Here is a 19,205-nt window from a genome sequence, read left to right as displayed (position 1 = left end):
AGCCGCGACTGAATCAATCGGAATTTCCGATACGGTGGCTCGCTGGTAGCCAGCCAGGTCGACAGGAAAGGCGCGGAGTTGAAATCTCGTCGGATACGTCGCGGCACCCGGATGGCGGCGATCGCCGCCGCCACGGTTTTCCTGGCCGCCGTCGGCATCGAGACCGGAGCCACCGATGCGCATGCCGATCCGATCATCACGTCCGGCTCGCTGCTGGGCGACCGGTCCGCGCCGGACGGTTCGCGGGTGCAGTCGGCGAAGCTGCTCGGCAAACGCGACTTGCAGCTGAAGGTGTACTCGGCGGCGATGGGCAAGGCGTTCCCGGTGAACGTGCACCGCCCGGCCGACGCCTCGGTCCCGCGCCCGACGCTGTACCTGCTCAACGGCGCCGGCGGCGGCGAGGACACCGCGACCTGGGATCACAACACCGATATCGTCTCCGGATTCATGGCCGACAAGAACGTCAACGTGATTCAGGTGATCGGCGGCAGGTGGAGTTACTACACCGACTGGATCAAGGACGACCCGACTCTGGGCCGCAACAAGTGGCGGACGTTCTTCACCGAGGAACTTCCGCCGATCATCAACGCGGCCCTGGGCACCAACGGCGTCAACGCCATCGCGGGACTGTCCACCTCGGCGACGACGGTGCTGGCGCTGCCGATCGCCAAACCGGGCCTGTATCGCGCGGCCGCCGCGTACAGCGGATGCGCTCAGACCAGCGATCCGATCGGCGCGCAGTACGTCAAGCTGACCGTCAACCTGTGGGGCGGGGGCAATACGGACAATATGTGGGGTCCGGAAGGATCCCCCGAATGGGCGGCGAACGATCCCTATCTGCACGCCGCCCAGTTGCGCGGACTGGGTCTGTACGTCTCCTCCGGCAACGGCCTGCCCGGCCCGTACGACACGCTGAACGGCCCCTACACGCTGCCGGGCCCGAGTGGGTGGGCCAATCAGATCATCATCGGCGGCATCATCGAAGCGGGTGTGGACTACTGCACACACAATCTCGCGGCCAGGCTCGGGCAGTTGGGCATTCCGGCGACGTTCAACTTCCAGCCGTCGGGTACGCATTCGTGGGGTTATTGGCGGGAGAACTTCATCCGGTCCTGGCCGGTTCTGGCCAAGGGGCTGGGGGTATAGGTCCGGTTCGCGAACAGGAAACGGGCGGCCCCGGAAAGGGGCCGCCCGTGTGCTTACTTTCGAAGTTTCAGTTGTCGAGCGGACGAGAGGAGCTGCTGATTACAGCGCCGGTGCCGACTCCGTATCGATCACGGCCTCGAGCTCGCGCAGGCGCTCCATGTGCTCGTTGGCGTGATGCTGGCAGAAGAGCAACTCACCACCGGCGGGAAGCACTGCGCGTACACGTGCAGCTGCCCCGCAACGGTCGCACCGATCGACCGCGGTCAGTGGGGTGCTAGTCAGGGTTCCTGGCATGACTCCTCCGTCCTGGCTCCCGGTGCAGAAGACCGTTCGCCTGGGTGTGGGGCCCGCGGTCTACTCCGCGAGCTCGCTGCCGCTACTTCCCAGCAGTGGTATTGACTACTCTGTCAGACGTTTGGGACGGGGGCTTTGTTCCCGAAGATGTTTCACTGTGTTTTCCGTAACATGACCAGGTGTTTCGCTGTGCGCGAACATGCCCGTCGGAAACGGTCCCACGCTGCTTCCGGTTGTCGAGAACTTGCCGATCCAGTTGTCTTATCGGAGATTACCCCGGTGCACCGACACTCACACTCGGGATGCGGCAAACTTCGAGGCCAGAGGGTGTGGCGAATCGGCTAGGGTCGGGGCATGGACGCCACCGAAGCCCCAATCCCGCACGCGCGCAGGCTGGTTCACATGTGCACCCGGCCGGAGCTGGACCGTGCGCGAGCCGACGGGATCCGGCGCACGGACTCGCTCGAGGCCGAGGGCTTCATCCACCTCTCCACGCCACAGCAGGTCCACCTCCCGGCCAACCGGTTGTTCGGCGGACGCGACGACGTGGTTCTGCTGTGGCTGGACCCGGACCTGCTCGACGCGCCCGTGGCCTGGGAGCCGGGCGTGCCGGCCGATCCGGAATCGATGCGTTTTCCGCACCTGTACGGGCCGCTGCCGATGCGGGCTGTGGTGTCGGTCACCGAGTATCGGCCCGGCCCGGACGGGAGCTATCCGGCCCTGCCGGAGTAGCGGCGCGGCGACGCGCGCTCAGCCGTTCCAGTCGCAGCGAGATCAGCAGGGCGATGCCGCCCGCCGCGAATCCGATCAGGACCGCGATGAGATGGCCGTAGTCGGTGAAGGTGCGTCCGCGCCATACGCCGAGCACGTACCAGCCTGTCAGACCGACCGCCCACACGATCCGCGCGAGACCGGGCAGATGGAAGGCCAGTGCGGCCAGCACCGCCGAAAAGCCGTACGAGGTACCGACATCCGCGGCGTGCGCCACCTTCATCGGAATCAGTTGATGCTGCACCGCGTAGGCGAGACCGGTGGCCACGATCAGCGTCGCGCCGACGTGGCCCGATGCGAACACCAGGATCCAGCGCACCGTGCCCAGCCAGCGTTCGGCGAAGGCCATCACGATCAGGAATCCCAGAATCGTCCCCCACGGAAAGCCGTCCTCGGTCCAGAACGCAGACGCGACCAGCACTTGAACCGGTTCGCGGCGCATATTGTGCAGATTCGTGGACAGCGACAGGATCAGCCGGTGCCCGGCGACATCGCTGATCCCGCGCAGCGTCCACCAGGTGACGAACAGCGTGAACGCGTAGGCGCAGGCGGCCGGCGCGGCCCCCAGATGGTCACGGGCCGCGCGCAGCGCCCGCGGGATCCGCCCGGGGGAGTGCCACCAGTCCCGCAGCTCCTGCCGGACCGCATGGACATCGATGGTCCGGGTCCAGGGGGAGCGGTAGTGGATCAGCGGGGAGGCGGGCACATCGATCATCCTCGCGCGCCCGGGTGGCGCCCGCTCCGCGACGCGCCCTCGCGGCCGGGCTGGCGGCCCCTACTCCGGTCGTGGTCGTCGCTGGGTTCGCTCAGTCCCGGCTGGGCCAATAGCGGCTGGCGTGCTGGCCCCGGATGCTGGAGAGGTCGGGCTCGTCGGGATCGGTGATGCCCACCTGCAGGAACAGCAGGATCGTCACCATGCTGACGCCGATGATCAACGGGGTGAGCAGTTGCTGGGCCGGTGCGCCCGAGGGCATGTGCATCTGGTCCGACAGATGGGTGTGCATGGCGTACATGCCGGTGTAGTGCATTCCGCAGACCGCGACGCCCATGATCATCGCCGCGCCGATCGAGGCCAGGATGCCGTGCACGTGCAGGGCGAACCACAGCGCCGCGGACGACGCGACAATCGCGATGGCGATGGAGAGCAGCACCATCCAGGGGTCGTATTCCATTGCGGCATTGGACTTCATGGCGTACATGCCCGCGTAGTGCATCGCGGCGACGCCGAGTCCGGTGGCGGTTCCGCCGGTCAGCAGCGAGGCGGGCTCGCCGTGCCTGCGGACCACGACCCAGAGCCCGACCCACACCACCACGATCGCGAGCGCCGCGCTCAGCAGCGTGATGGGGATGTTGTAGCGGATGGTCGCGCCGTGTATCGAAAAGCCCAGCATCGCAATGAAATGCATGACCCAGATGCCCGTGCCGCCCAGCGCCACGGCCGCGGTGATGATCCATCCCCGGGGTTTGGGGCTGGTGCGCGCCCGGGCCATGCACCGCAACGCCAGCAACGATCCGATGACGGACAGCAGATAGGCGAGAGCGGGTGTGAGCCACCCGTACGTGAATTGGTCGATTGCGGGCATGCCGACTCCTTGCTAGCCAGTCGTCGCCGCATCGATCGACGACGACATCACCGCACAGTAGCCGCATACTCGCTGGTAGCAAATTTAAACTAGAAACTTCCGGTAAATTGCTGGGATGTGGAAACCGAACGGCCCAGGTCGTCGCCAGGTCGAAGTGGTCGCATGACCGATCGGCGTGTCGCGAGTACGTCAATGGCACTGGAACGCCGAGTCGCCCGAATCGGGCGAACATCAGGCGATCACGCACCCGATCCGGATGTCCGACGCGGAACATCCAGTCGCACAAGCGGTGTCACCACATCGTGACAGCGGCGCCGGATGCGGCCGGACCGCATCCACCAGGCGCGCGATGCTACAGGAACGGCGGCGGCCGCAGGTCGAGTCGGCGCATCATGCGGTCCACGAGATCCGGCGGCATACCCGGCTCGCGTCGCGCGGCCATCGCCTCGGCACGGCCCGCCTCCAGCACCTCGTGGCTGATCGCGCGGATCTCCTTGGAGAACCGCAGCGGTTTGTCGGCGTCCTTCACATCACCCGCGGTCGCCGGATCCGCCGTGGCCAAACGACGTTCGAAACCCTCACGCAGCCGCTGGGAGACCGCGGGCGGCAGTTGCTCGGTATCGACGAGCCGGTCCAGCCGGGCCAGCTCGGCACGCAGGATCCGCACCCACAGCCCGCGTTCGAGGGCGCGCTCGATCTCGGTGTCGGCCTGGACGTGACTCAGCCGCACCACCGCCGGAAGGGTCGTCCCCTGTAGCAGCAGGGTGAACAGGACGACCGCGAAGGCGGTGAACAGGATCTCCGGACGTCCTGGGAACTGGTCACCCGAATCGGTGGTCAGCGGAACGGCCAGGGCCAGCGCGACGCTCGCCACCCCGCGCATACCCGCCCACCACGTCACGATCGTCTCGCGCCAGGTGTGCGGCTCGTCGGTGCTGTTCCTGTGCCACACACCCCGCACGATCAGGGTGCTGATCATCAACCACACCAGGCGCAGCCCGACCACGACCGCGATGACGATGCCCGCGCCGGCCAGCAGGCGCGGCCATTCGCGTCCGGTGGCGGCCAGGACCGAACTGAGCTCGAGACCGATCAGTCCGAAGGCGAATCCGGTCACCAGCATATCGATGACGTCCCAGAAGGAATCGCCGACGATCCGGTAATCACTGTCGCTGAAATCCGTTGCGGCATCGGTGAGATAGAGCGCGCACACCAGAACCGACAGCACGGCCGAACCGTGCGCGGCCTCGCTCAGGCCGTAGGCGGCGAACGGCAGCATCAGGCCCAGCGCCACCTGCCAGGGGGCCTCCTCGAGGCGGCGCATGATCCGGCTGCCCACCCAGCCCAGCACCAGCCCGACCACGATCGCGACCACCGCCGAGATCACGAATTCCAGAATCGTGTGCAGGGTGGAGAACTTGCCGGTCGCCACGGCCTGGATCGCGACGTTGTAGAGCACGATCGCGGTGACGTCGTTGAACAGGCCCTCACCCTCGAGCACCGACATCAGGCGGCGGGGCAGGCCGAGCCGATCGGCCAGCGCGCTCACCGCGACCGGATCCGGTGGGGCCACCACCGCGCCCAGGGCCAGCGCCGCGGCGACCGGCACCGCCGGATACCAGAGGTGGAACACCGCGGCCACGGCCGCGGCCGTCGCGATGACGAGCCCGACCGCGCGCAGCAGAATCGGACTCGCGTTACCGGCGAACTGCTGCCAGGAGGTGCGGCGGGCCGAGGCGTACAGCAGTGGCGGCAATACCAGCGGCAGGATCAGTTCCGGCGACAGGCTCACATTCGGCACCTGCGGGATGACCGCCAGAACCAGACCCAGGACGGTCATCAGCACAGCCGGTGCCACACCTGTCCTGCGGCCCAACGGCTGAGCCAGAATCGTCGCGAACGCCAGAATGAAAACCAACACCAACTGCTCCACAAACGATCAGTCTGCCAGCATATGTGTTGTCGGCGAGGGCATGTCGCCGAGGAGCCCGCGGATTGGTCGCCGGAAATGTTGTGCGAGAAGCGGATTGGCGACGTGTATGAATACGGGCGCGCCGCCGGGGCTTCCGGCGGCGCGCCCGTCGACTCGGGTACTAGTCCAGGTAGTCCCGCAGCACCTGCGACCGACTCGGGTGCCGCAGCTTGCTCATGGTCTTCGACTCGATCTGCCGGATGCGTTCACGGGTGACCCCGTACACCTGACCGATCTCGTCGAGGGTGCGCGGCTGACCGTCGGTGAGGCCGAAGCGCAGCCGGACGACGCCCGCCTCGCGCTCGGACAGCGTCTCCAGCACCGACTGCAGCTGATCCTGCAGCAGGGTGAAGCTCACCGCGTCGACCGCGACGACCGCCTCGGAATCCTCGATGAAGTCACCGAGCTGGGAATCGCCCTCGTCACCGATGGTCTGATCCAGCGAGATCGGCTCGCGGGCGTACTGCTGGATCTCGAGGACCTTCTCCGGGGTGATGTCCATTTCCTTGGCCAGCTCCTCGGGCGTGGGCTCGCGGCCCAGGTCCTGCAGCAGCTCGCGCTGGATACGGCCCAGCTTGTTGATGACCTCGACCATGTGCACCGGGATGCGGATGGTGCGGGCCTGGTCGGCCATCGCGCGGGTGATCGCCTGCCGGATCCACCAGGTGGCGTAGGTGGAGAACTTGTAGCCCTTGGTGTAGTCGAACTTCTCCACCGCGCGGATCAGGCCCAGGTTGCCCTCCTGGATCAGATCCAGGAACGCCATGCCGCGGCCGGTGTAGCGCTTGGCCAGCGACACCACCAGACGCAGGTTGGCCTCGAGCAGATGGTTCTTGGCGCGGTTGCCGTCGCGCATGATCCAGTTCAGATCGCGGCGCGTGGTGACCGGGAGCTTGTCGCCCTTCTCGGACAGCTCGCGGAACTTCTCGGTGGCGTAGAGGCCGGCCTCGATGCGCTTGGCGAGCTCGACCTCCTCCTCCGCGTTGAGCAGCGCGACCTTGCCGATCTGCTTGAGGTAGGCGCGGACCGAGTCGGCCGAGGCGGTGAGCTCGGCGTCCTTGCGGGCCTGCCGTAGCGCCTCGGACTCCTCCTCGTCCCAGACGAAGTCGCCGGAGGCCTTGTCGGCCGCGGTGGGCTCGTCGGCCTCGGCCTCCTCTTCCTCCGCGGGCTCCTCGACGGCTTCCTCCTCGGCGAGGTCGTCCTCGGAGACCTCCAGATCACCCAGATCCTCGAGGTCGATGGCCTCCTCGTCCAGGTTCTCCTCGCCCTCGCCGTCGGGCCCGGCCTTCTTGGTCGTGGCCTTCTTGGCGGGAGCCTTCTTGGCCGCGACCTTGGCACCTGCCTTCTTGGCAGGCGCCTTCTTGGCAACGGCCTTCTTGGCCGGGGCCTTTTTCGCGGCAGCCTTACGGACCGGCCGTGCGGCGGGGTTGTCTGCGGAGTCGGCCTCGTCGGCCGATTCGGCGGTCTGTCGGGTATTCGTGGCTACCACGTACGCCCTTTCGTGACTGTGTTCGTGCGGCGTCACGCCAGAGTGATCATTCCGGCGGAGCGGTTCTGTCGGGGTATCCCGGCGCTCATGCCGGGGTCGGTTTCCGGCTCACCGCCGGGCATGCGTTCCATTGTAACTATCCGAACGATGTGCTTACGGCGCGATACCGGCATCGACGGCCATCGCGGCCCCCACGATGCCCGCGGTGTTGCGCAGGTGCGCCGCCACCACCGGGGTTCGGTTGCCCAGCAACGGGATCCAGTGTTCGGCGTCGCGGCTGATGCCGCCACCGGCGACGAACACGTCCGGCCACAGCAGATTCTCCAGGGTCACCAGGACCTTGGTCACCTGCGCGGCCCATTCCTTGTACGACAGATTCTTTCGTTCCTTGACCGAGGAGGCGGCCCGGTGCTCCGCCTCCTTGCCGCCGATATCGATGTGCCCGAATTCGGTATTCGGCATCAGCGTGCCGCGGTACATCAGCGCCGAGCCGATGCCGGTGCCGAAGGTGAGCAGCATGACCAGACCGTCGATGTTCTTGGCCGCGCCGTACTGATCCTCGGCCATCCCGGCGGCGTCCGCGTCGTTGAGAACCACCACCTCGCGTCCGCCCAGCGCCAGGGAGAACAGCTGGTGGGCGTCGGTGTCCACCCAGCTCTTATCGATGTTGGCGGCGGTTCGGGCGATGCCGTTGACCATCACGCTGGGCAGGGTGATGCCGACCGGGCCGTCCCAGTCGGCCTTGGCCACCAGTTCGGAGACCGTCTCGGCGACGGCGTTCGGTGTGGCGGGATGCGGCGTGGCGATCTTGATGCGCTCATGTGCCAGGTCTCCGGTGGCCAGATCGACCACCGCGCCCTTGACACCGCTCCCTCCGATGTCGATCCCGAATGCTCGTCCCCGAGTGGACATTGACGACTCTCCTCGTTCCTGTTATGCCGGGCCGAAACAAGTGCGCGCGGCACGATACACGCCGATGTGCGGTGGAGTGCGCGACGGACAGATCTGTGTCGTGCACGACAAGCCTAATGCGCGTCGCGGGACATCTGTGATCCGATGGAGGTCGTGCCGGAATCGATCACCCCCGCCCGCCCTGTTCCAACCCCCGAGCAGATCACCGAATTGCGCAGGGTCGCAGTACATCTCGCGAAAACCGCGGCCGCCCACGTACGGCTGCGACGGAATCGTTTTCGCGGCGCGGCTGGCGCGTTGCGCGCGGACGCCGTGCAGTCCAAGAGCACCCCGACCGATCCGGTCACCGTCGTCGACACCGAGACCGAGGAACTGATCCGCACCCTGCTCGCCGACCTGCGCCCCGGTGAGCGGGTGTTCGGCGAGGAGGGCGGCGGAACGGTCGGCGACGGTTCGGAGATCGTCTGGGTCGTCGACCCGATCGACGGCACCGTCAACTTCATGTACGGCATCCCGGCCTATTCGGTATCGGTGGCCGCGATGCTGGACGGCCGATCGCTGGCCGGTGCGGTCGCCGATGTGGCCGGGGATCAGGTGTACAGCGCGGGCCTGGGCGCGGGAGCCGAGCGGATCGGCGCGGACGGCACGGTGACCGCGCTGCGCTGCACCGAGGTCGAGCAGGTCTCGATGGCGTTGCTGGCGACGGGGTTCGGCTACAGCGCCGAACGCCGCGCCCGTCAAGGCCGGTTGATCGCCGAGGTGCTGCCGCGGGTGCGCGACATCCGGCGGATCGGCTCGGCGGCCCTGGACCTGTGCATGGTCGCGGCCGGTCTGGTCGACGCCCACTACGAACACGGCCTCAACACCTGGGACTGGGCCGCGGGCGCACTCATCGCCGCCGAGGCGGGCGCCCGCCTGCGCCTGCCCGCGGCCGGAACGGTCTCGAAAACCGGTGAGCTCGTCGTCGCGGCCGCCCCCGGCATCGCCGACGAACTCATGAACCTCTTCGACGAACTCGGCGTCTCCGAGCCCGTGCCGTAATCAGCAGTTGGCGGTGCGGGCGGCGTCCAGGAGGCCGGAGTCCACGGCCGGGTTGCCCGGGGCCGGGTTCTTGAGGGCCTTGAGCACTTCCTCGGCGTTGTCGCTGGGTTGCAGGTCGTTGCCGAACAGGGAACCCAGGGCCAGATCGACGGTGTCGTCCTTGCGCTGGTCCTCGATCAGCTCCGCGCAGGGGGCCACGAGCTGCACCGCCGCGGCGGCGGGACGGCCGTTGACGCCGAACCGGATCTGGCCGGTGCAGTCCAGATCGCCGTTGACGTAGACCGGATCGTTGTCATACTGCGGCGGGGGTGGGCTGGCGAAGCCGTAGTCGCGCAGGCTGGTGGCGATGTGCTCGGCGAGACCGCGCTCGCCCGAGGCGTTGTAGACGCGCACCTTGGACTGCGCCAGCGGCGCCGGTTCCACATCGTGCAGGCGCGAGGGGGACACTCGCTCGCCCAGCCCCATCGGCTGGGTCGCCTTCGGATCGGTGGGTTTGGACGGCGAGTTGCAAGCCATGGCGGAATGGCTGTGGTCCTCGGTCGTCAGCGCCTTGATCCACACGATCGCGCAGATCAACGCCAGGATCGCAACCATCGCGACCCACGGCTGATAGCGCCGCCGCATGAATGGACGCCCCTTTTTGTCGGCCGGGCTGCCTTCGGTGATCAGTGAAACCACATGCACACCATACGAGTTCAGGTTGTGTTTGATTGCCTCCGCTCCGCTCCGGCGGGTTTGCTGTGTTTTCGGCCTCCGCTCCGCTCCGGCGGGTTTGCGGCGCCCGGAGGCTCACCGCCCGGCCCCGTGTCGGGTACTCGTTTCTCGCGCCCGCCACGCGTCCGGGCGGCGAGCCGCGCCGCAAACCAGGGGTGATGTCGTACGGGGTTGGTGGAACGAGGTGTGTCGGGCTGGCAGGGCCTGGTGTCGGGCTGGTAGGACGAGCTGTCCGGCTCGTGGAACGAGGTGCCGGGCCGGTTGGACCGAGGTTCCGGGCCGGGGTCGACGCGGTGTGGCCGGCGCATGGCTTCGGCGGCAAACGTAAAGGTTGGGTCTCGTATCGGTCACGGGGCGTGTCAGGAGTGGACACCGAATCGTTTCGGTGCACCTACGACGTGTCGATTGCCCCTCAGTTTCGACTCACGAGTGTTTTGATTGCGACTTTTGCCCTTGCGTCCGCTATTGTCTGGCGGCCTGATACGAATCGACCGAGGTGAATCAGGTCCGCGTCATCGGGAACAACCAGGACATGTCCTGCGTTTACCGAGCGCGATCCGGAACGGATTCCGCAGATCCGGACCGGTGTGCGATCGGTGTACACGTGACGTACACCACCGGCGGGGCGGTACTCGCCGAGCCGATTCCGGCAGGGATCGGTGCGGAGGGGACCGGTCCGGGATATACGAAGTAAGGACGAGGGGATACGACATGGCAACCGACTATGACGCACCTAGGCGCAGCGAATCCGACGAGGTTTCCGAGGACTCGCTCGAGGAGCTGAAGGCCCGTCGCAACGAGGCCGCGTCCGCCGTCGTGGATATCGACGAATCCGATACCGCGGAGTCGTTCGAGCTTCCCGGGGCGGATCTGTCCGAGGAAGTGCTCTCGGTGCGGGTGATCCCGAAGCAGGCCGACGAGTTCACCTGTTCGAGCTGCTTCCTGGTTCATCACCGCAGCCGACTCGCCAGCGAGGCCGGCGGGCAGCTCATCTGCATGGACTGCGCCGCCTGAGTCAGGCGCAGCCGCACCACGGGGCGGTGCCCCGTGTAAGGGCCACACGGCCGCGCGAACAGCCGCCCACGCACCATACAGCCCCCCGCGCAGCCCACGGGAACATCCGACAGCCCGCGCTCGGTACGCCGAGCGCGGCATCAACCCGCGCAGGTCGACACCTGCGCGGGACGAATATGCCCGCTGCTAGGCCTTGCGCGGTTCGATGCCCAACGCGGCCAGGACCTTGTCCGGGTGGCGCGCACTGATCAGCCAGTACGGCGTCGGGTCGTCCGGGTCGTCGAGGACGAGCAGCACCATGGGCCCGATCCAGGGTCGATGCTGCACGAAGGCGGCAGGGTCGAGCTGACGGCCCATCGCGGCGCTCTTGGCGCTGGTCGGTACGACCGCTGCCCGAGCAACATACGTTACCGGTAGATGGGCCTTGTCCGTGCGCAATTCGAGAGTTCCGTTCGCATCGGGCGCGACTTCCACTCTATGGCGGCCCATCCACAGCAACACCCACACCGGCACCGGGACCAGCAGGACGTACGGAAGCCAGGCGTGGATTCCGGGCGCGCCCAGATGCAGGGTGGCCGCCAGCAGGGCCACGACGCCCAGCCCCACCGGCCACCACCACAGCGGCGCCCACTGGCGTTCGGAGTACACGGGCTCGGTCGTCTGTTCGTTCGGCACGGTTACCTGCGGAGGCTGGTCGGACACCACATCAGACTAGGTCAGTCGGCGACCGGGTGACCGCGTAGGCTCCCTGGATGTGACCGGTATTCCATCCATCCCCCTGCTGCGGCTCGACCCCGGCATCCCCGTGCCCACCCGTGCGCACCCGGACGATGCGGGTGTGGACCTGTGCACCACCGAGGACGTGATCCTGGAACCGGGCGAGCGGGTGCTCGTGGGGACCGGCATCGCGATCGCACTGCCCACCGGCACGGTCGGCCTCGTCCATCCGCGTTCGGGACTGGCGGCCAAGACCGGACTGTCGATCGTCAACACCCCCGGCACGATCGATGCCGGATACCGCGGCGAGATCAAGGTCTGCCTGATCAACCACGACCCTCGTACGGCGATCGAGTTGCGCCGCGGGGACCGCATCGCGCAGCTGCTCGTGCAGCGGGTGGAGCTGGTCGATTTCGTAGCGGTGGACCGGCTCGACGACACCGTGCGCGGTGCGGGGGGATACGGGTCGAGTGGCGGGCACGCCAGCCTCGATAATGGGAGTGGTGCCGGTGGGGAAGGCCCGGCCGGCGAGGAGGCATGAGGATGTTCGGACGGAAGAAGCGCTCCGGGGGGGATGCCCGTGGCGCGGGCGAATACGACGACTACGCCTACGACGACTTCGACGAGGCGGAGTACGAGGACGATTACCTTGAGGACGATTACGTCGACGACGACTACGACGAGCCGGTCCACGACGAACCGGCCTACGGCGAACGGTCCTACCGGGCAACGCATTACGCGGACGACGAGGAGGAATCGGACGAGGGCCCGCGGACCGGTCCCTACGATTTCGACGACGTGGCCGATCTGCTCGAGGACGTGACCGAGCAGCGTCTGGATCTGGGTTCGGTCATCGTGCCGGTGCCCCAGGGCGGCCAGTTGCAGGTCGAGATGACGCCCGACGGCACCCCTCAGGCGGTCCACCTGGCCACCGAGTACGGCCGGTTGACCGTCGCCGCCTACGCGGCGCCCAAATCGCCCGGCCAGTGGCGCATGGTGGCCGCTGATCTGGCCGAATCACTGCGCAACGACGGCGCTCAGGTGTCGGTGCAGACCGGTCCGTGGGGGCGTGAGCTGCATGCGGTCACCGAAGGCGCCGATCTGCGGTTCATCGGGGTCGACGGGTATCGGTGGATGGTTCGGCTGGTCGCGGCCGGGCCGTCCGGCGCGGTGGACGAGGGACAGCCGCTGGTCGCGGCGGCTCGCAGTGTGCTCGGCGAGACCGTCGTCCGGCGCGGTGAGGATCCGCTGCCGGTGCGCGATCCGCTGCCGGTGGTGCTCCCGCAGGAACTCGCCGATCAATTGCAGGCCGCACATCAGCAGCAGGTGCAGGCCCAGCAGGAGGCGCTGGCGGCGCAGGCCGCGGCCGCGCAGGCCCACGCGACGGGCAGTTTCCCGGCTGTCGCACCCGAACCCGAGAGACCGCGTCGTGGTTCGGAGGGTTCGGCCATGCAGCAGCTCGGCCTGAACTAGGGTTCGCGGGCCGCCCCGGCCCGGCGGTCCGCTAGACCGTCCAGGCCGTGGGCGCCCAGCACCGCCGGGTCCGCGCCCATCTCGGCCAGGGTGACGCGGCGCAATTCGGCGTGCGGGATCAACTCGGCCCAGTCCGCGGCGACCGCCGCCGGATGGACCGGATCGTCCACCGCCGAAACGATCACGGTCGGAATCGTCAGTCCGGCAAGGGTTTCCGGGCTCGGCCAGGCATACCCGGCGGCCTCCTCCAGAGCGCGCGGCAGATCCGGCCACTGCCCGCGCCAGGACTGCGTCAGCGCTTGCGCCAGCCAGGCCGGACTGCTCTCGCGCATCCGCTCGATCACGGCTTCCAGGCCGTCCGCGCGCAACTGGGCGGCGGTGGCCGCGGCGCTGAGGGCGGCCGGACATCCGGTGGTGTCGGCCCCGGTCCAGGCGGGCAGCGCCGCGATCACTCCGAACGCGGATTCGGGTCGCGCGCGGGCCCATTCGACGGCGATGGCCGCGCCCAGCGAGATCCCCGCCGCCAGCACCGGACCCGAGCGGGCGGCCTCGTCCAGCGCGGCCCGGCAGCTGGCCACCACGTCCCGCGGATCGGGTTCCACCGCGATGAACGGCAGATCCCTTGCGGCACAGGCAGGTTCGAACGCACGGCGGGCGAAGTCGGCGTCGGAGCCGGTTCCGGGCAGACCGACGACGATCGCCGGACGGGAGAGATCGGGCACCGGCCGAGCGTAGTGGGTGCGGGATCCGCCGATGCCGGGCGCGTCGGGCGAATTCCTCGCCACAGGTCGATGCCAGAGTGGACGCCGGGGCTCGGACCGCCGGTGATTCGAACCACATCCGGGCGGCCTTCGGCAGTGCGTGGTGAGCCTCCGACCTGGGCATTCCGCGGTCGATGGTGACGTACCGCCACGGGTGTCGGCGAGGTGTTCCGGCTGCTCGGAGTGGATCGGTTCGGGGTGGGTTGGCCAGCTGGGACCGGGGGTATCACTGGGGTGACAGCATCGCCGGTGCAACGGCCGTCACATGAGGGCCGGGCACCGTGGCGGGCCCGGTGGGCGCGCTCTACAGTGGCGGTGTACGGCCAACCGGCCCGTCGTACGGAAACCGATGGTGCGCGCGCCGTCAGCAGTGCAGGAAGTGTTGCGACATGCCTTTCTCCGGCAGAAACAGGGCGGGATCCGGTGCCCTCGTGCGCAAGGACGGACCCGACAGCGGGTATTTCCGGCGTCTCGGTTATCGGCTGACGGCCGATCTGGACCGGCTCGACGCACAGGAGCTGGCCGAGACCTCGGAAGCATCAGGGGCCTGTCAGGCCGCCGAATGCCGCCGCGGTGAGGAGGTCACCATGCTGGGCCGGTTGCGCAGTGTGGAGGCCTGCCCGAAGGCCGCGCGCGCCTGCCTCGAGGCCGAATTCTTCGACGGCACCGATGCGATCGCGCTCGTGTGGATCGGCCGCCGTCGCATTCCCGGCATCGAGCCCGGACGTCGTATCCTGGTCCGTGGCCGCATCGGCGAACGCGATGGCGCCAAGGTGATCTTCAACCCCTACTACGAACTCCGCGGGAATTCCTGACGTATGTCGACACCCAGCAACGACGAGGGCGCTCTCGTCGCCGACAACGAGCGCCGCGCCGTGTCCCCCGGCGAGCCCGGCTCGTCATCCACACACGCTGATCGCGGACCGCGCCACGCCCTCCAGGGCGACGCCGCGCGGTACGACGCCGCGGACGACGCCCGCCCGGACGACGCGAACCGCGACGATCCCGAGGACACGCTGCTGGAGCAGCTGGGCGGTATCAGCGGCCTGATCTACTCGACGCTGCCGGTCGTGGTGTTCGTTCCGGCGAACGCGCTGTGGGGTCTGGCCGCGGCCATCTGGACCGCGGTGGGCGTCGCGGCGGCGATCCTGGTCTGGCGGCTGGTGCGCCGCAATCCCATCCAGCCCGCGATCTCCGGATTCCTGGGTGTTGGCGTGTGCGCGTTCATCGCCTACCGGATGGGTGCGGCCAAGGGTTTCTTCCTGTTCGGCATCTGGGCCAGCCTGCTGTACGCGGGGGTGTTCCTGGCGTCGCTGGTGGTGCGCTGGCCGTTGGCAGGGGTGATCTGGGGCGTGCTGAACGGGCATGGCACCGAGTGGCGTTCGGATCGGCGGGCGCTGCGTCTCTACGACCTCGCGACGCTGGTGTGGGTGCTCGTCTTCGGTGCCCGCTACCTGGTCCAATCGCATTTCTACAACGACAACAGCACCGGGCTGCTCGCGATCACCCGCATCGCCATGGGCTGGCCGTTGACGGCGGTGGCGCTGCTGGTCACGGTGTGGGCCGTGCGCCGCGCCGGGCACGCGCCGGTCGAGCGCGACTGAGCCGATCCCCGCCCCACAGGGGAGAGAACCGGTGGGGTGGAGGTGAATCCACCCCTGGGGTGCCTGGCCGGTACGGCCGGATCGCAGCACGATTTCCATGAGGGTCATGGAGAATCGGCGAAGGGATCCGGAGTGATGACGCAGGAGAGCCCGGCGGTGTCCACGGCGCGGACGGCCGCATCGTCGAGGCAGGGTGCACCCGCGCAGATCCGTCCGCAGAGCCAGCGGATCGCCGCGGAGCTGGATCGGCTGATCGGCCCCGCCGCGGCCGGAGACGGCCGGGCGGTCACCGATATCCTGCGCATCGTGCATCCGCTGGTGCGGCGCTACTGCGCGGCACGGCTGGGGCCGGGCGGGAATCTGCAGGTCACCGCCGATGACGTCGCCCAGGAGATCTGCCTGGCGACCATGCAGGCGATTCCGCGTTATCGCGATCAGGGCAAATCGTTCCTGGCGTTCGTGTACGGCATCTCGGCCAACAAGGTGGCCGACGCCTTCCGCCGGGCCGGGCAGCACACGGCCTATCCGGTGGCCGACTTCCCGGACCAGCCCTCGACCTCAGCGGGTCCGGAGGAGATGGCTCTGGCGGCCGAGCGACGGCACGCCACCTTCGAGCTGATGCAGGTGCTCGCGCCCGCGCATCGCGAGGTGCTGGTGATGCGTCTGATCCTGGGCTGGAGCGCGGCGCAGACCGCCGAGGCGATCGGCACCAGTCCCGGGGTGGTGCGGGTCATGCAGCATCGCGCGCTGAACAAGCTGCGTGCGCGGCTGCGGGAGGACGAACTGCTGCCCGGCTCCGCCTGAGCTCGCTCAGGGGACCGCGGGCTCGTGAAAACCGTTGACGCCCAACGCGCTACGCAACTCGTCCTCGGCCTCCACCGAGGCCACGAACAACAATTCGTCCTCGCCCTCGAGCGGATCGTCCGGCTGCGGCACGATGACCCGGCCGCCGCGCAGGATCGTCACCAGGGCCGCGTCGCGCGGCAGGGTCAGGGTCCGCACCGCGCGCCCGGCCAGGGGAGTGTCCACGGGCAGGGTGATCTCCACCAGATTGGCCTGACCCTGCCGCAACGTCATCAGCCGCACCAGATCGCCGACCGAGACGGCCTCCTCGGCCAGCGAGGCCAGCAGCCGCGGCGTCGAGACGGCCACGTCGACGCCCCAGGACGCGTCGAAGAGCCATTCGTTGCGCGGATCGTTGACCCGGGCCACGACCCGCCGGATGCCGAACTCGGTCTTGGCGAGCAGGCTGAACACCAGATTCGACTTGTCGTCGCCGGTGGCCGAGATCACCACCTCGTAATCCTGCAGTCCCGCCTCCTCGAGCAGTTCCAGCTCGCAGGCGTCGCCATGGACCCAGACCGCGGCCGGGACGGCGGCTTGGTCGATGTGATCGATCCGGCGTTCTATGAGCATCACCTCGTGCCCGCCGCGTAGCAGTTCCTGGGCGATCGAGCGGCCGACCGCGCCCGCCCCGGCGATGACTACCTTCACGACGCCTCCTCGCTCGACGGTGCGGTGGCGGCGAGGGCGACCGCCTCGCCGACGCGGCCGGAGGTGGCGGCGGCGTAGATGGTGTCGTCGGCCTGCAACAGCGTCTTGGCGTTGGGCAGCACGCCCTGGCCGAAGCGGACGATGAACGCGACCCGCGCGCCGATGGCCTCCTCCAGATCCTGCACGGTGCGCCCGAACCAGTCCTCGTGCAGAGACAGCTCGGTGATCGCGACGGTGCCGGTCGGGTCGCGCCAGGTGGAGGAGGCGTTCTCGTCGCCGATCAGGGTGCGCAGGAACCGGTCGGTGGTCCACGGCACGGTGGCGATGGTGGGTATGCCGAGGCGTTCGTAGACCGCGGCGCGCTTGGCGTCGTAGATCCGCGCCACCACCCGCTCCACGCCGAACGTCTCACGCGCGACGCGCGCGGCGATGATGTTGGAGTTGTCCCCGGAGGAGACCGCCGCGAGGGCGCCCGCGCGCTCGATTCCCGCGCGCTGCAACACATCCCGGTCGAAGCCGAGGCCGGTCACCTGCTCGCCGGGGAAGTCCTTGCCCAAGCGTAGGAAGGCGCTGGGGTCGCGGTCGATCACGGCCACCTGATGGCCGATCCGGACCAGTGCGCGTGCGAGGGCGGAGCCCACGCGGCCGCACCCCATGATCACTACGTACACCGTGCCAACCCCATTCCGGAAACCGTGGTGTGCGGTCTGGTTCTCTCAGCAGGAACCGTACCCGCTGCTCGTCCTCGCACCCTCTTTCCCCTGGACGCGCCCATTGAAACACCCGGCATGCTGCGTGGTCACCGCTGCCGCCGTCCTATGCTGACCGGAATGTTCTCTTCGACGAGGGCCGCCGGGGCGCACCGGGCGCACCCACCTGTTCCGGGCCAGCGTGACCGCTCGCTCGAGCCCCGGGCGTCCGGGGCGGTTCGGCGCGGCCGCGGTTCCCTCCGGTCCGATCCGCACGAACCACATCTGCGGCCCGGATTCGCTCTCGTTCGTCCGGTTGCCTGCGGCGTCGGATCTGTTTCGAGCGGGAGGCCGACGTCCGTCGGAGCTGTCATCGGCGCGCGTGATTGCGGTATGCCCGCGAACGGCCCGGTGGGCTGTGGCGCCGAAAACGGTGGTAGCGACATTATCCTCGCCCGGTCAAGGGCGTCCGGTGGTCGGCGCTTCGCGCGTGGCCGATCCGAGGTGCGCCGAACCCTCATCGGCTCGCCCGGTTGCGGCGCGCTGGCGAACGGCCCGGTGCGCTGTGGTGGTGGAAAAGGTGGGAGCACCGTCATCCTCGCGTGGTCCAGGTCGTCCGGGGGGTGGCTCTTGGGGCGTGGTCGATCCGAGGTGTGCCGAACCGTCACAGGCGCGCGCGGTTGCGGTGTGTTGATGATCGGCCCGGTGGGTTGTGGCGGTGAATTCGACGGGAACGACGTGATCCTCGCGCGGTCCGGCTCGTCCGGTGGTCGGCTGGTCGCCCGTGGTCGATTCGTGACGACGCCCCCCGCTATGGCCGTCTCGGATTCCGCTCGATCGAGTGACGGGGGAGCGCGATGAGCGGGCACGTCGGATCCGGTGGTGAATCCGGTTGGGAGGGTTCGGTTTTCGAGGTTCGGCTGGGGCCTCCCGGGCATGGGGGATTCTGCGTCGCGCGGCACGAGGGGCGGGTGTTGTTCGTGCGGCACGGATTGCCGGGGGAGGTGGTGCGCGCCCGGGTGAGCGAGGATCGGGGCGGGTCGTTCTGCCGGGCCGAGGCGGTGGAGATTCTGGAGGCGTCGGCGGATCGGGTTCCGGCGACGTGCCCGGTCTCGGGGCCCGGCGGTGCCGGATGTTGTGATTTCTCCTTCGCGACGCCCGCGGCGCAGCGGAAGTTGAAGGCCGCGGTGGTGCGCGAGCAGTTGCGGAGGCTGGCGGGATGGGAGCCCGAAGTCGAGGTGGAGCCCGTTCCGGTGGGCGGAGCGGCCGAGGCGGACGCTGGCTGGCGCACCCGGATCCGGCTGGCGGTGGACGCGCGGGGCCGGGCGGGTGTGCACGGCTTCCGCAGTACCCGGATCATCACGGATCTGCGCTGCCCCCAACCGGTTTCGGGAGCGATGGACGGAATCGCCGAGCGGAGTTGGACTCCGGGAGCGGATCTCGTGGTGGCGGTGGACGGCGACGGGGTGCGGCATATCGTCGAACTCGCTCCGGCGGATTTCACGCACGGCCGCGGTGCGGCGGATCCGTT

General features: G+C 68.6%; 21 protein-coding genes. 10 read left to right on the top strand and 11 right to left on the bottom strand.

The genetic code is table 11. From position 1 onward, the window contains the following. Window positions 1-111: 111 nt before the first annotated feature. Window positions 112-1,146, top strand: a complete 1,035-nt coding sequence (locus NM2_RS05355; protein WP_067664706.1) for an alpha/beta hydrolase — start codon at window positions 112-114, stop codon at window positions 1,144-1,146. A 99-nt stretch (window positions 1,147-1,245) separates the two neighbouring features. Here the strand turns inward: NM2_RS05355 and NM2_RS51365 are convergent, their stop codons facing one another. Beyond that, a complete protein-coding gene (locus NM2_RS51365; RefSeq protein ID WP_067664704.1) occupies window positions 1,246-1,440 on the bottom strand; it encodes a DUF7455 domain-containing protein in 195 nt (64 codons plus the stop codon). Window positions 1,441-1,794: 354 nt separating this feature from the next. On the opposite strand from NM2_RS51365, the gene NM2_RS05345 reads away from it, so the two are divergent. After that, window positions 1,795-2,172: a DUF952 domain-containing protein gene (locus tag NM2_RS05345; protein ID WP_067664702.1), complete on the top strand. Its 378-nt coding sequence runs from the start codon at window positions 1,795-1,797 to the stop codon at window positions 2,170-2,172. Here the strand turns inward: NM2_RS05345 and NM2_RS05340 are convergent. From NM2_RS05340 to ppgK, 5 genes are all read right to left on the bottom strand, one after another. Then, window positions 2,120-2,917 carry a rhomboid-like protein gene (locus NM2_RS05340; protein ID WP_174575606.1) on the bottom strand — a complete coding sequence of 266 codons (798 nt, stop codon included), beginning with the start codon at window positions 2,915-2,917 and terminating at the stop codon, window positions 2,120-2,122. The genes NM2_RS05345 and NM2_RS05340 overlap by 53 nt on opposite strands. A gap of 100 nt (window positions 2,918-3,017) precedes the next feature. Then, entirely contained in the window at window positions 3,018-3,794 is a 777-nt protein-coding gene (locus NM2_RS05335) for an MHYT domain-containing protein (protein WP_067664697.1), read from the bottom strand. A gap of 352 nt (window positions 3,795-4,146) precedes the next feature. Then, entirely contained in the window at window positions 4,147-5,715 is a 1,569-nt protein-coding gene (locus NM2_RS05330) for a Na+/H+ antiporter (RefSeq protein WP_245717857.1), read from the bottom strand. A 172-nt stretch (window positions 5,716-5,887) separates the two neighbouring features. Continuing rightward, the gene (locus NM2_RS05325) at window positions 5,888-7,255 is read right to left on the bottom strand and encodes an RNA polymerase sigma factor (RefSeq protein ID WP_067665045.1); all 1,368 of its coding nucleotides are present in this window, start codon (window positions 7,253-7,255) and stop codon (window positions 5,888-5,890) included. Window positions 7,256-7,408: 153 nt separating this feature from the next. After that, the gene (gene ppgK, locus NM2_RS05320; protein ID WP_067664693.1) at window positions 7,409-8,167 is read right to left on the bottom strand and encodes a polyphosphate--glucose phosphotransferase; all 759 of its coding nucleotides are present in this window, start codon (window positions 8,165-8,167) and stop codon (window positions 7,409-7,411) included. A gap of 144 nt (window positions 8,168-8,311) precedes the next feature. On the opposite strand from ppgK, the gene NM2_RS05315 reads away from it, so the two are divergent. Beyond that, the gene (locus NM2_RS05315; protein ID WP_084530503.1) at window positions 8,312-9,208 is read left to right on the top strand and encodes an inositol monophosphatase family protein; all 897 of its coding nucleotides are present in this window, start codon (window positions 8,312-8,314) and stop codon (window positions 9,206-9,208) included. Here NM2_RS05315 and cei read toward each other — a convergent pair whose 3' ends face one another. Next, window positions 9,209-9,886, bottom strand: a complete 678-nt coding sequence (gene cei, locus NM2_RS05310; RefSeq protein WP_067665039.1) for an envelope integrity protein Cei — start codon at window positions 9,884-9,886, stop codon at window positions 9,209-9,211. It abuts the gene before it with no gap. A gap of 747 nt (window positions 9,887-10,633) precedes the next feature. On the opposite strand from cei, the gene NM2_RS05300 reads away from it, so the two are divergent. Next, window positions 10,634-10,936, top strand: a complete 303-nt coding sequence (locus NM2_RS05300) for a DUF4193 domain-containing protein (RefSeq protein WP_033087954.1) — start codon at window positions 10,634-10,636, stop codon at window positions 10,934-10,936. Between the two features lie 186 nt (window positions 10,937-11,122). Here the strand turns inward: NM2_RS05300 and NM2_RS05295 are convergent, their stop codons facing one another. After that, window positions 11,123-11,638, bottom strand: coding sequence for a DUF3093 domain-containing protein (locus tag NM2_RS05295; RefSeq protein ID WP_084530526.1), 516 nt, complete (start codon window positions 11,636-11,638; stop codon window positions 11,123-11,125). Between the two features lie 52 nt (window positions 11,639-11,690). Here NM2_RS05295 and dut point away from each other — a divergent pair, with 52 nt between their 5' ends. Both dut and NM2_RS05285 read left to right on the top strand, forming a co-directional pair. Further along, entirely contained in the window at window positions 11,691-12,194 is a 504-nt protein-coding gene (dut, locus tag NM2_RS05290; protein WP_084530502.1) for a dUTP diphosphatase, read from the top strand. A gap of 2 nt (window positions 12,195-12,196) precedes the next feature. Beyond that, complete coding sequence (locus tag NM2_RS05285) at window positions 12,197-13,126, top strand: DUF3710 domain-containing protein (RefSeq protein WP_157120891.1); 930 nt, start codon at window positions 12,197-12,199, stop codon at window positions 13,124-13,126. Here NM2_RS05285 and NM2_RS05280 read toward each other — a convergent pair. Then, the gene (locus tag NM2_RS05280) at window positions 13,123-13,848 is read right to left on the bottom strand and encodes an alpha/beta fold hydrolase (protein WP_067665036.1); all 726 of its coding nucleotides are present in this window, start codon (window positions 13,846-13,848) and stop codon (window positions 13,123-13,125) included. The two genes, NM2_RS05285 and NM2_RS05280, sit on opposite strands and share 4 nt — an antisense overlap. A 428-nt stretch (window positions 13,849-14,276) precedes the next feature. Here NM2_RS05280 and NM2_RS05275 point away from each other — a divergent pair, with 428 nt between their 5' ends. The 3 genes from NM2_RS05275 to NM2_RS05265 all read left to right on the top strand — a co-directional run bounded on the left by NM2_RS05275 (window position 14,277) and on the right by NM2_RS05265 (window position 16,295). Next, on the top strand, window positions 14,277-14,702 hold the full coding sequence (locus NM2_RS05275) for an OB-fold nucleic acid binding domain-containing protein (RefSeq protein WP_439956839.1): 426 nt from the start codon (window positions 14,277-14,279) through the stop codon (window positions 14,700-14,702). A 3-nt stretch (window positions 14,703-14,705) separates the two neighbouring features. Beyond that, on the top strand, window positions 14,706-15,491 hold the full coding sequence (locus NM2_RS05270) for a DUF3159 domain-containing protein (protein ID WP_369690302.1): 786 nt from the start codon (window positions 14,706-14,708) through the stop codon (window positions 15,489-15,491). 135 nt (window positions 15,492-15,626) lie between these two features. Further along, window positions 15,627-16,295: a sigma-70 family RNA polymerase sigma factor gene (locus NM2_RS05265; protein WP_084530525.1), complete on the top strand. Its 669-nt coding sequence runs from the start codon at window positions 15,627-15,629 to the stop codon at window positions 16,293-16,295. Window positions 16,296-16,301: 6 nt separating this feature from the next. On the opposite strand, the gene NM2_RS05260 is transcribed toward NM2_RS05265, so the two are convergent. Continuing rightward, complete coding sequence (locus NM2_RS05260; RefSeq protein ID WP_067664680.1) at window positions 16,302-16,985, bottom strand: potassium channel family protein; 684 nt, start codon at window positions 16,983-16,985, stop codon at window positions 16,302-16,304. After that, window positions 16,982-17,656 carry a potassium channel family protein gene (locus NM2_RS05255; RefSeq protein WP_067664678.1) on the bottom strand — a complete coding sequence of 225 codons (675 nt, stop codon included), beginning with the start codon at window positions 17,654-17,656 and terminating at the stop codon, window positions 16,982-16,984. The genes NM2_RS05260 and NM2_RS05255 overlap by 4 nt, the downstream gene beginning before the upstream one ends. An 875-nt stretch (window positions 17,657-18,531) precedes the next feature. On the opposite strand from NM2_RS05255, the gene NM2_RS05250 reads away from it, so the two are divergent. After that, a partial coding sequence (locus NM2_RS05250; protein WP_369690301.1) for a TRAM domain-containing protein occupies window positions 18,532-19,205 on the top strand: 674 nt, incomplete at its 3' end.

Origin of the sequence: Nocardia miyunensis NBRC 108239 (assembly GCF_001613065.1) — a bacterium.
Taxonomy (GTDB): Bacteria; Actinomycetota; Actinomycetes; order Mycobacteriales; family Mycobacteriaceae; genus Nocardia; species Nocardia miyunensis.
The sequence above is the reverse complement of the archived record's forward strand: the minus strand, read 5'-3'. Positions and strand labels throughout refer to the sequence as shown.

What these genes read in the sequence shown, in the direction of transcription:
- NM2_RS05355 (WP_067664706.1), top strand. Translation starts at nt 112, where the DNA reads ATGGCGGCGATCGCCGCCGCCACGGTTTTCCTGGCCGCCGTCGGCATC.
- NM2_RS51365 (WP_067664704.1), bottom strand. Translation starts at nt 1,440, where the DNA reads ATGCCAGGAACCCTGACTAGCACCCCACTGACCGCGGTCGATCGGTGC.
- NM2_RS05345 (WP_067664702.1), top strand. Translation starts at nt 1,795, where the DNA reads ATGGACGCCACCGAAGCCCCAATCCCGCACGCGCGCAGGCTGGTTCAC.
- NM2_RS05335 (WP_067664697.1), bottom strand. Translation starts at nt 3,794, where the DNA reads ATGCCCGCAATCGACCAATTCACGTACGGGTGGCTCACACCCGCTCTC.
- ppgK (WP_067664693.1), bottom strand. Translation starts at nt 8,167, where the DNA reads ATGTCCACTCGGGGACGAGCATTCGGGATCGACATCGGAGGGAGCGGT.
- NM2_RS05315 (WP_084530503.1), top strand. Translation starts at nt 8,312, where the DNA reads ATGGAGGTCGTGCCGGAATCGATCACCCCCGCCCGCCCTGTTCCAACC.
- NM2_RS05300 (WP_033087954.1), top strand. Translation starts at nt 10,634, where the DNA reads ATGGCAACCGACTATGACGCACCTAGGCGCAGCGAATCCGACGAGGTT.
- NM2_RS05285 (WP_157120891.1), top strand. Translation starts at nt 12,197, where the DNA reads ATGTTCGGACGGAAGAAGCGCTCCGGGGGGGATGCCCGTGGCGCGGGC.
- NM2_RS05275 (WP_439956839.1), top strand. Translation starts at nt 14,277, where the DNA reads ATGCCTTTCTCCGGCAGAAACAGGGCGGGATCCGGTGCCCTCGTGCGC.
- NM2_RS05270 (WP_369690302.1), top strand. Translation starts at nt 14,706, where the DNA reads ATGTCGACACCCAGCAACGACGAGGGCGCTCTCGTCGCCGACAACGAG.
- NM2_RS05265 (WP_084530525.1), top strand. Translation starts at nt 15,627, where the DNA reads ATGACGCAGGAGAGCCCGGCGGTGTCCACGGCGCGGACGGCCGCATCG.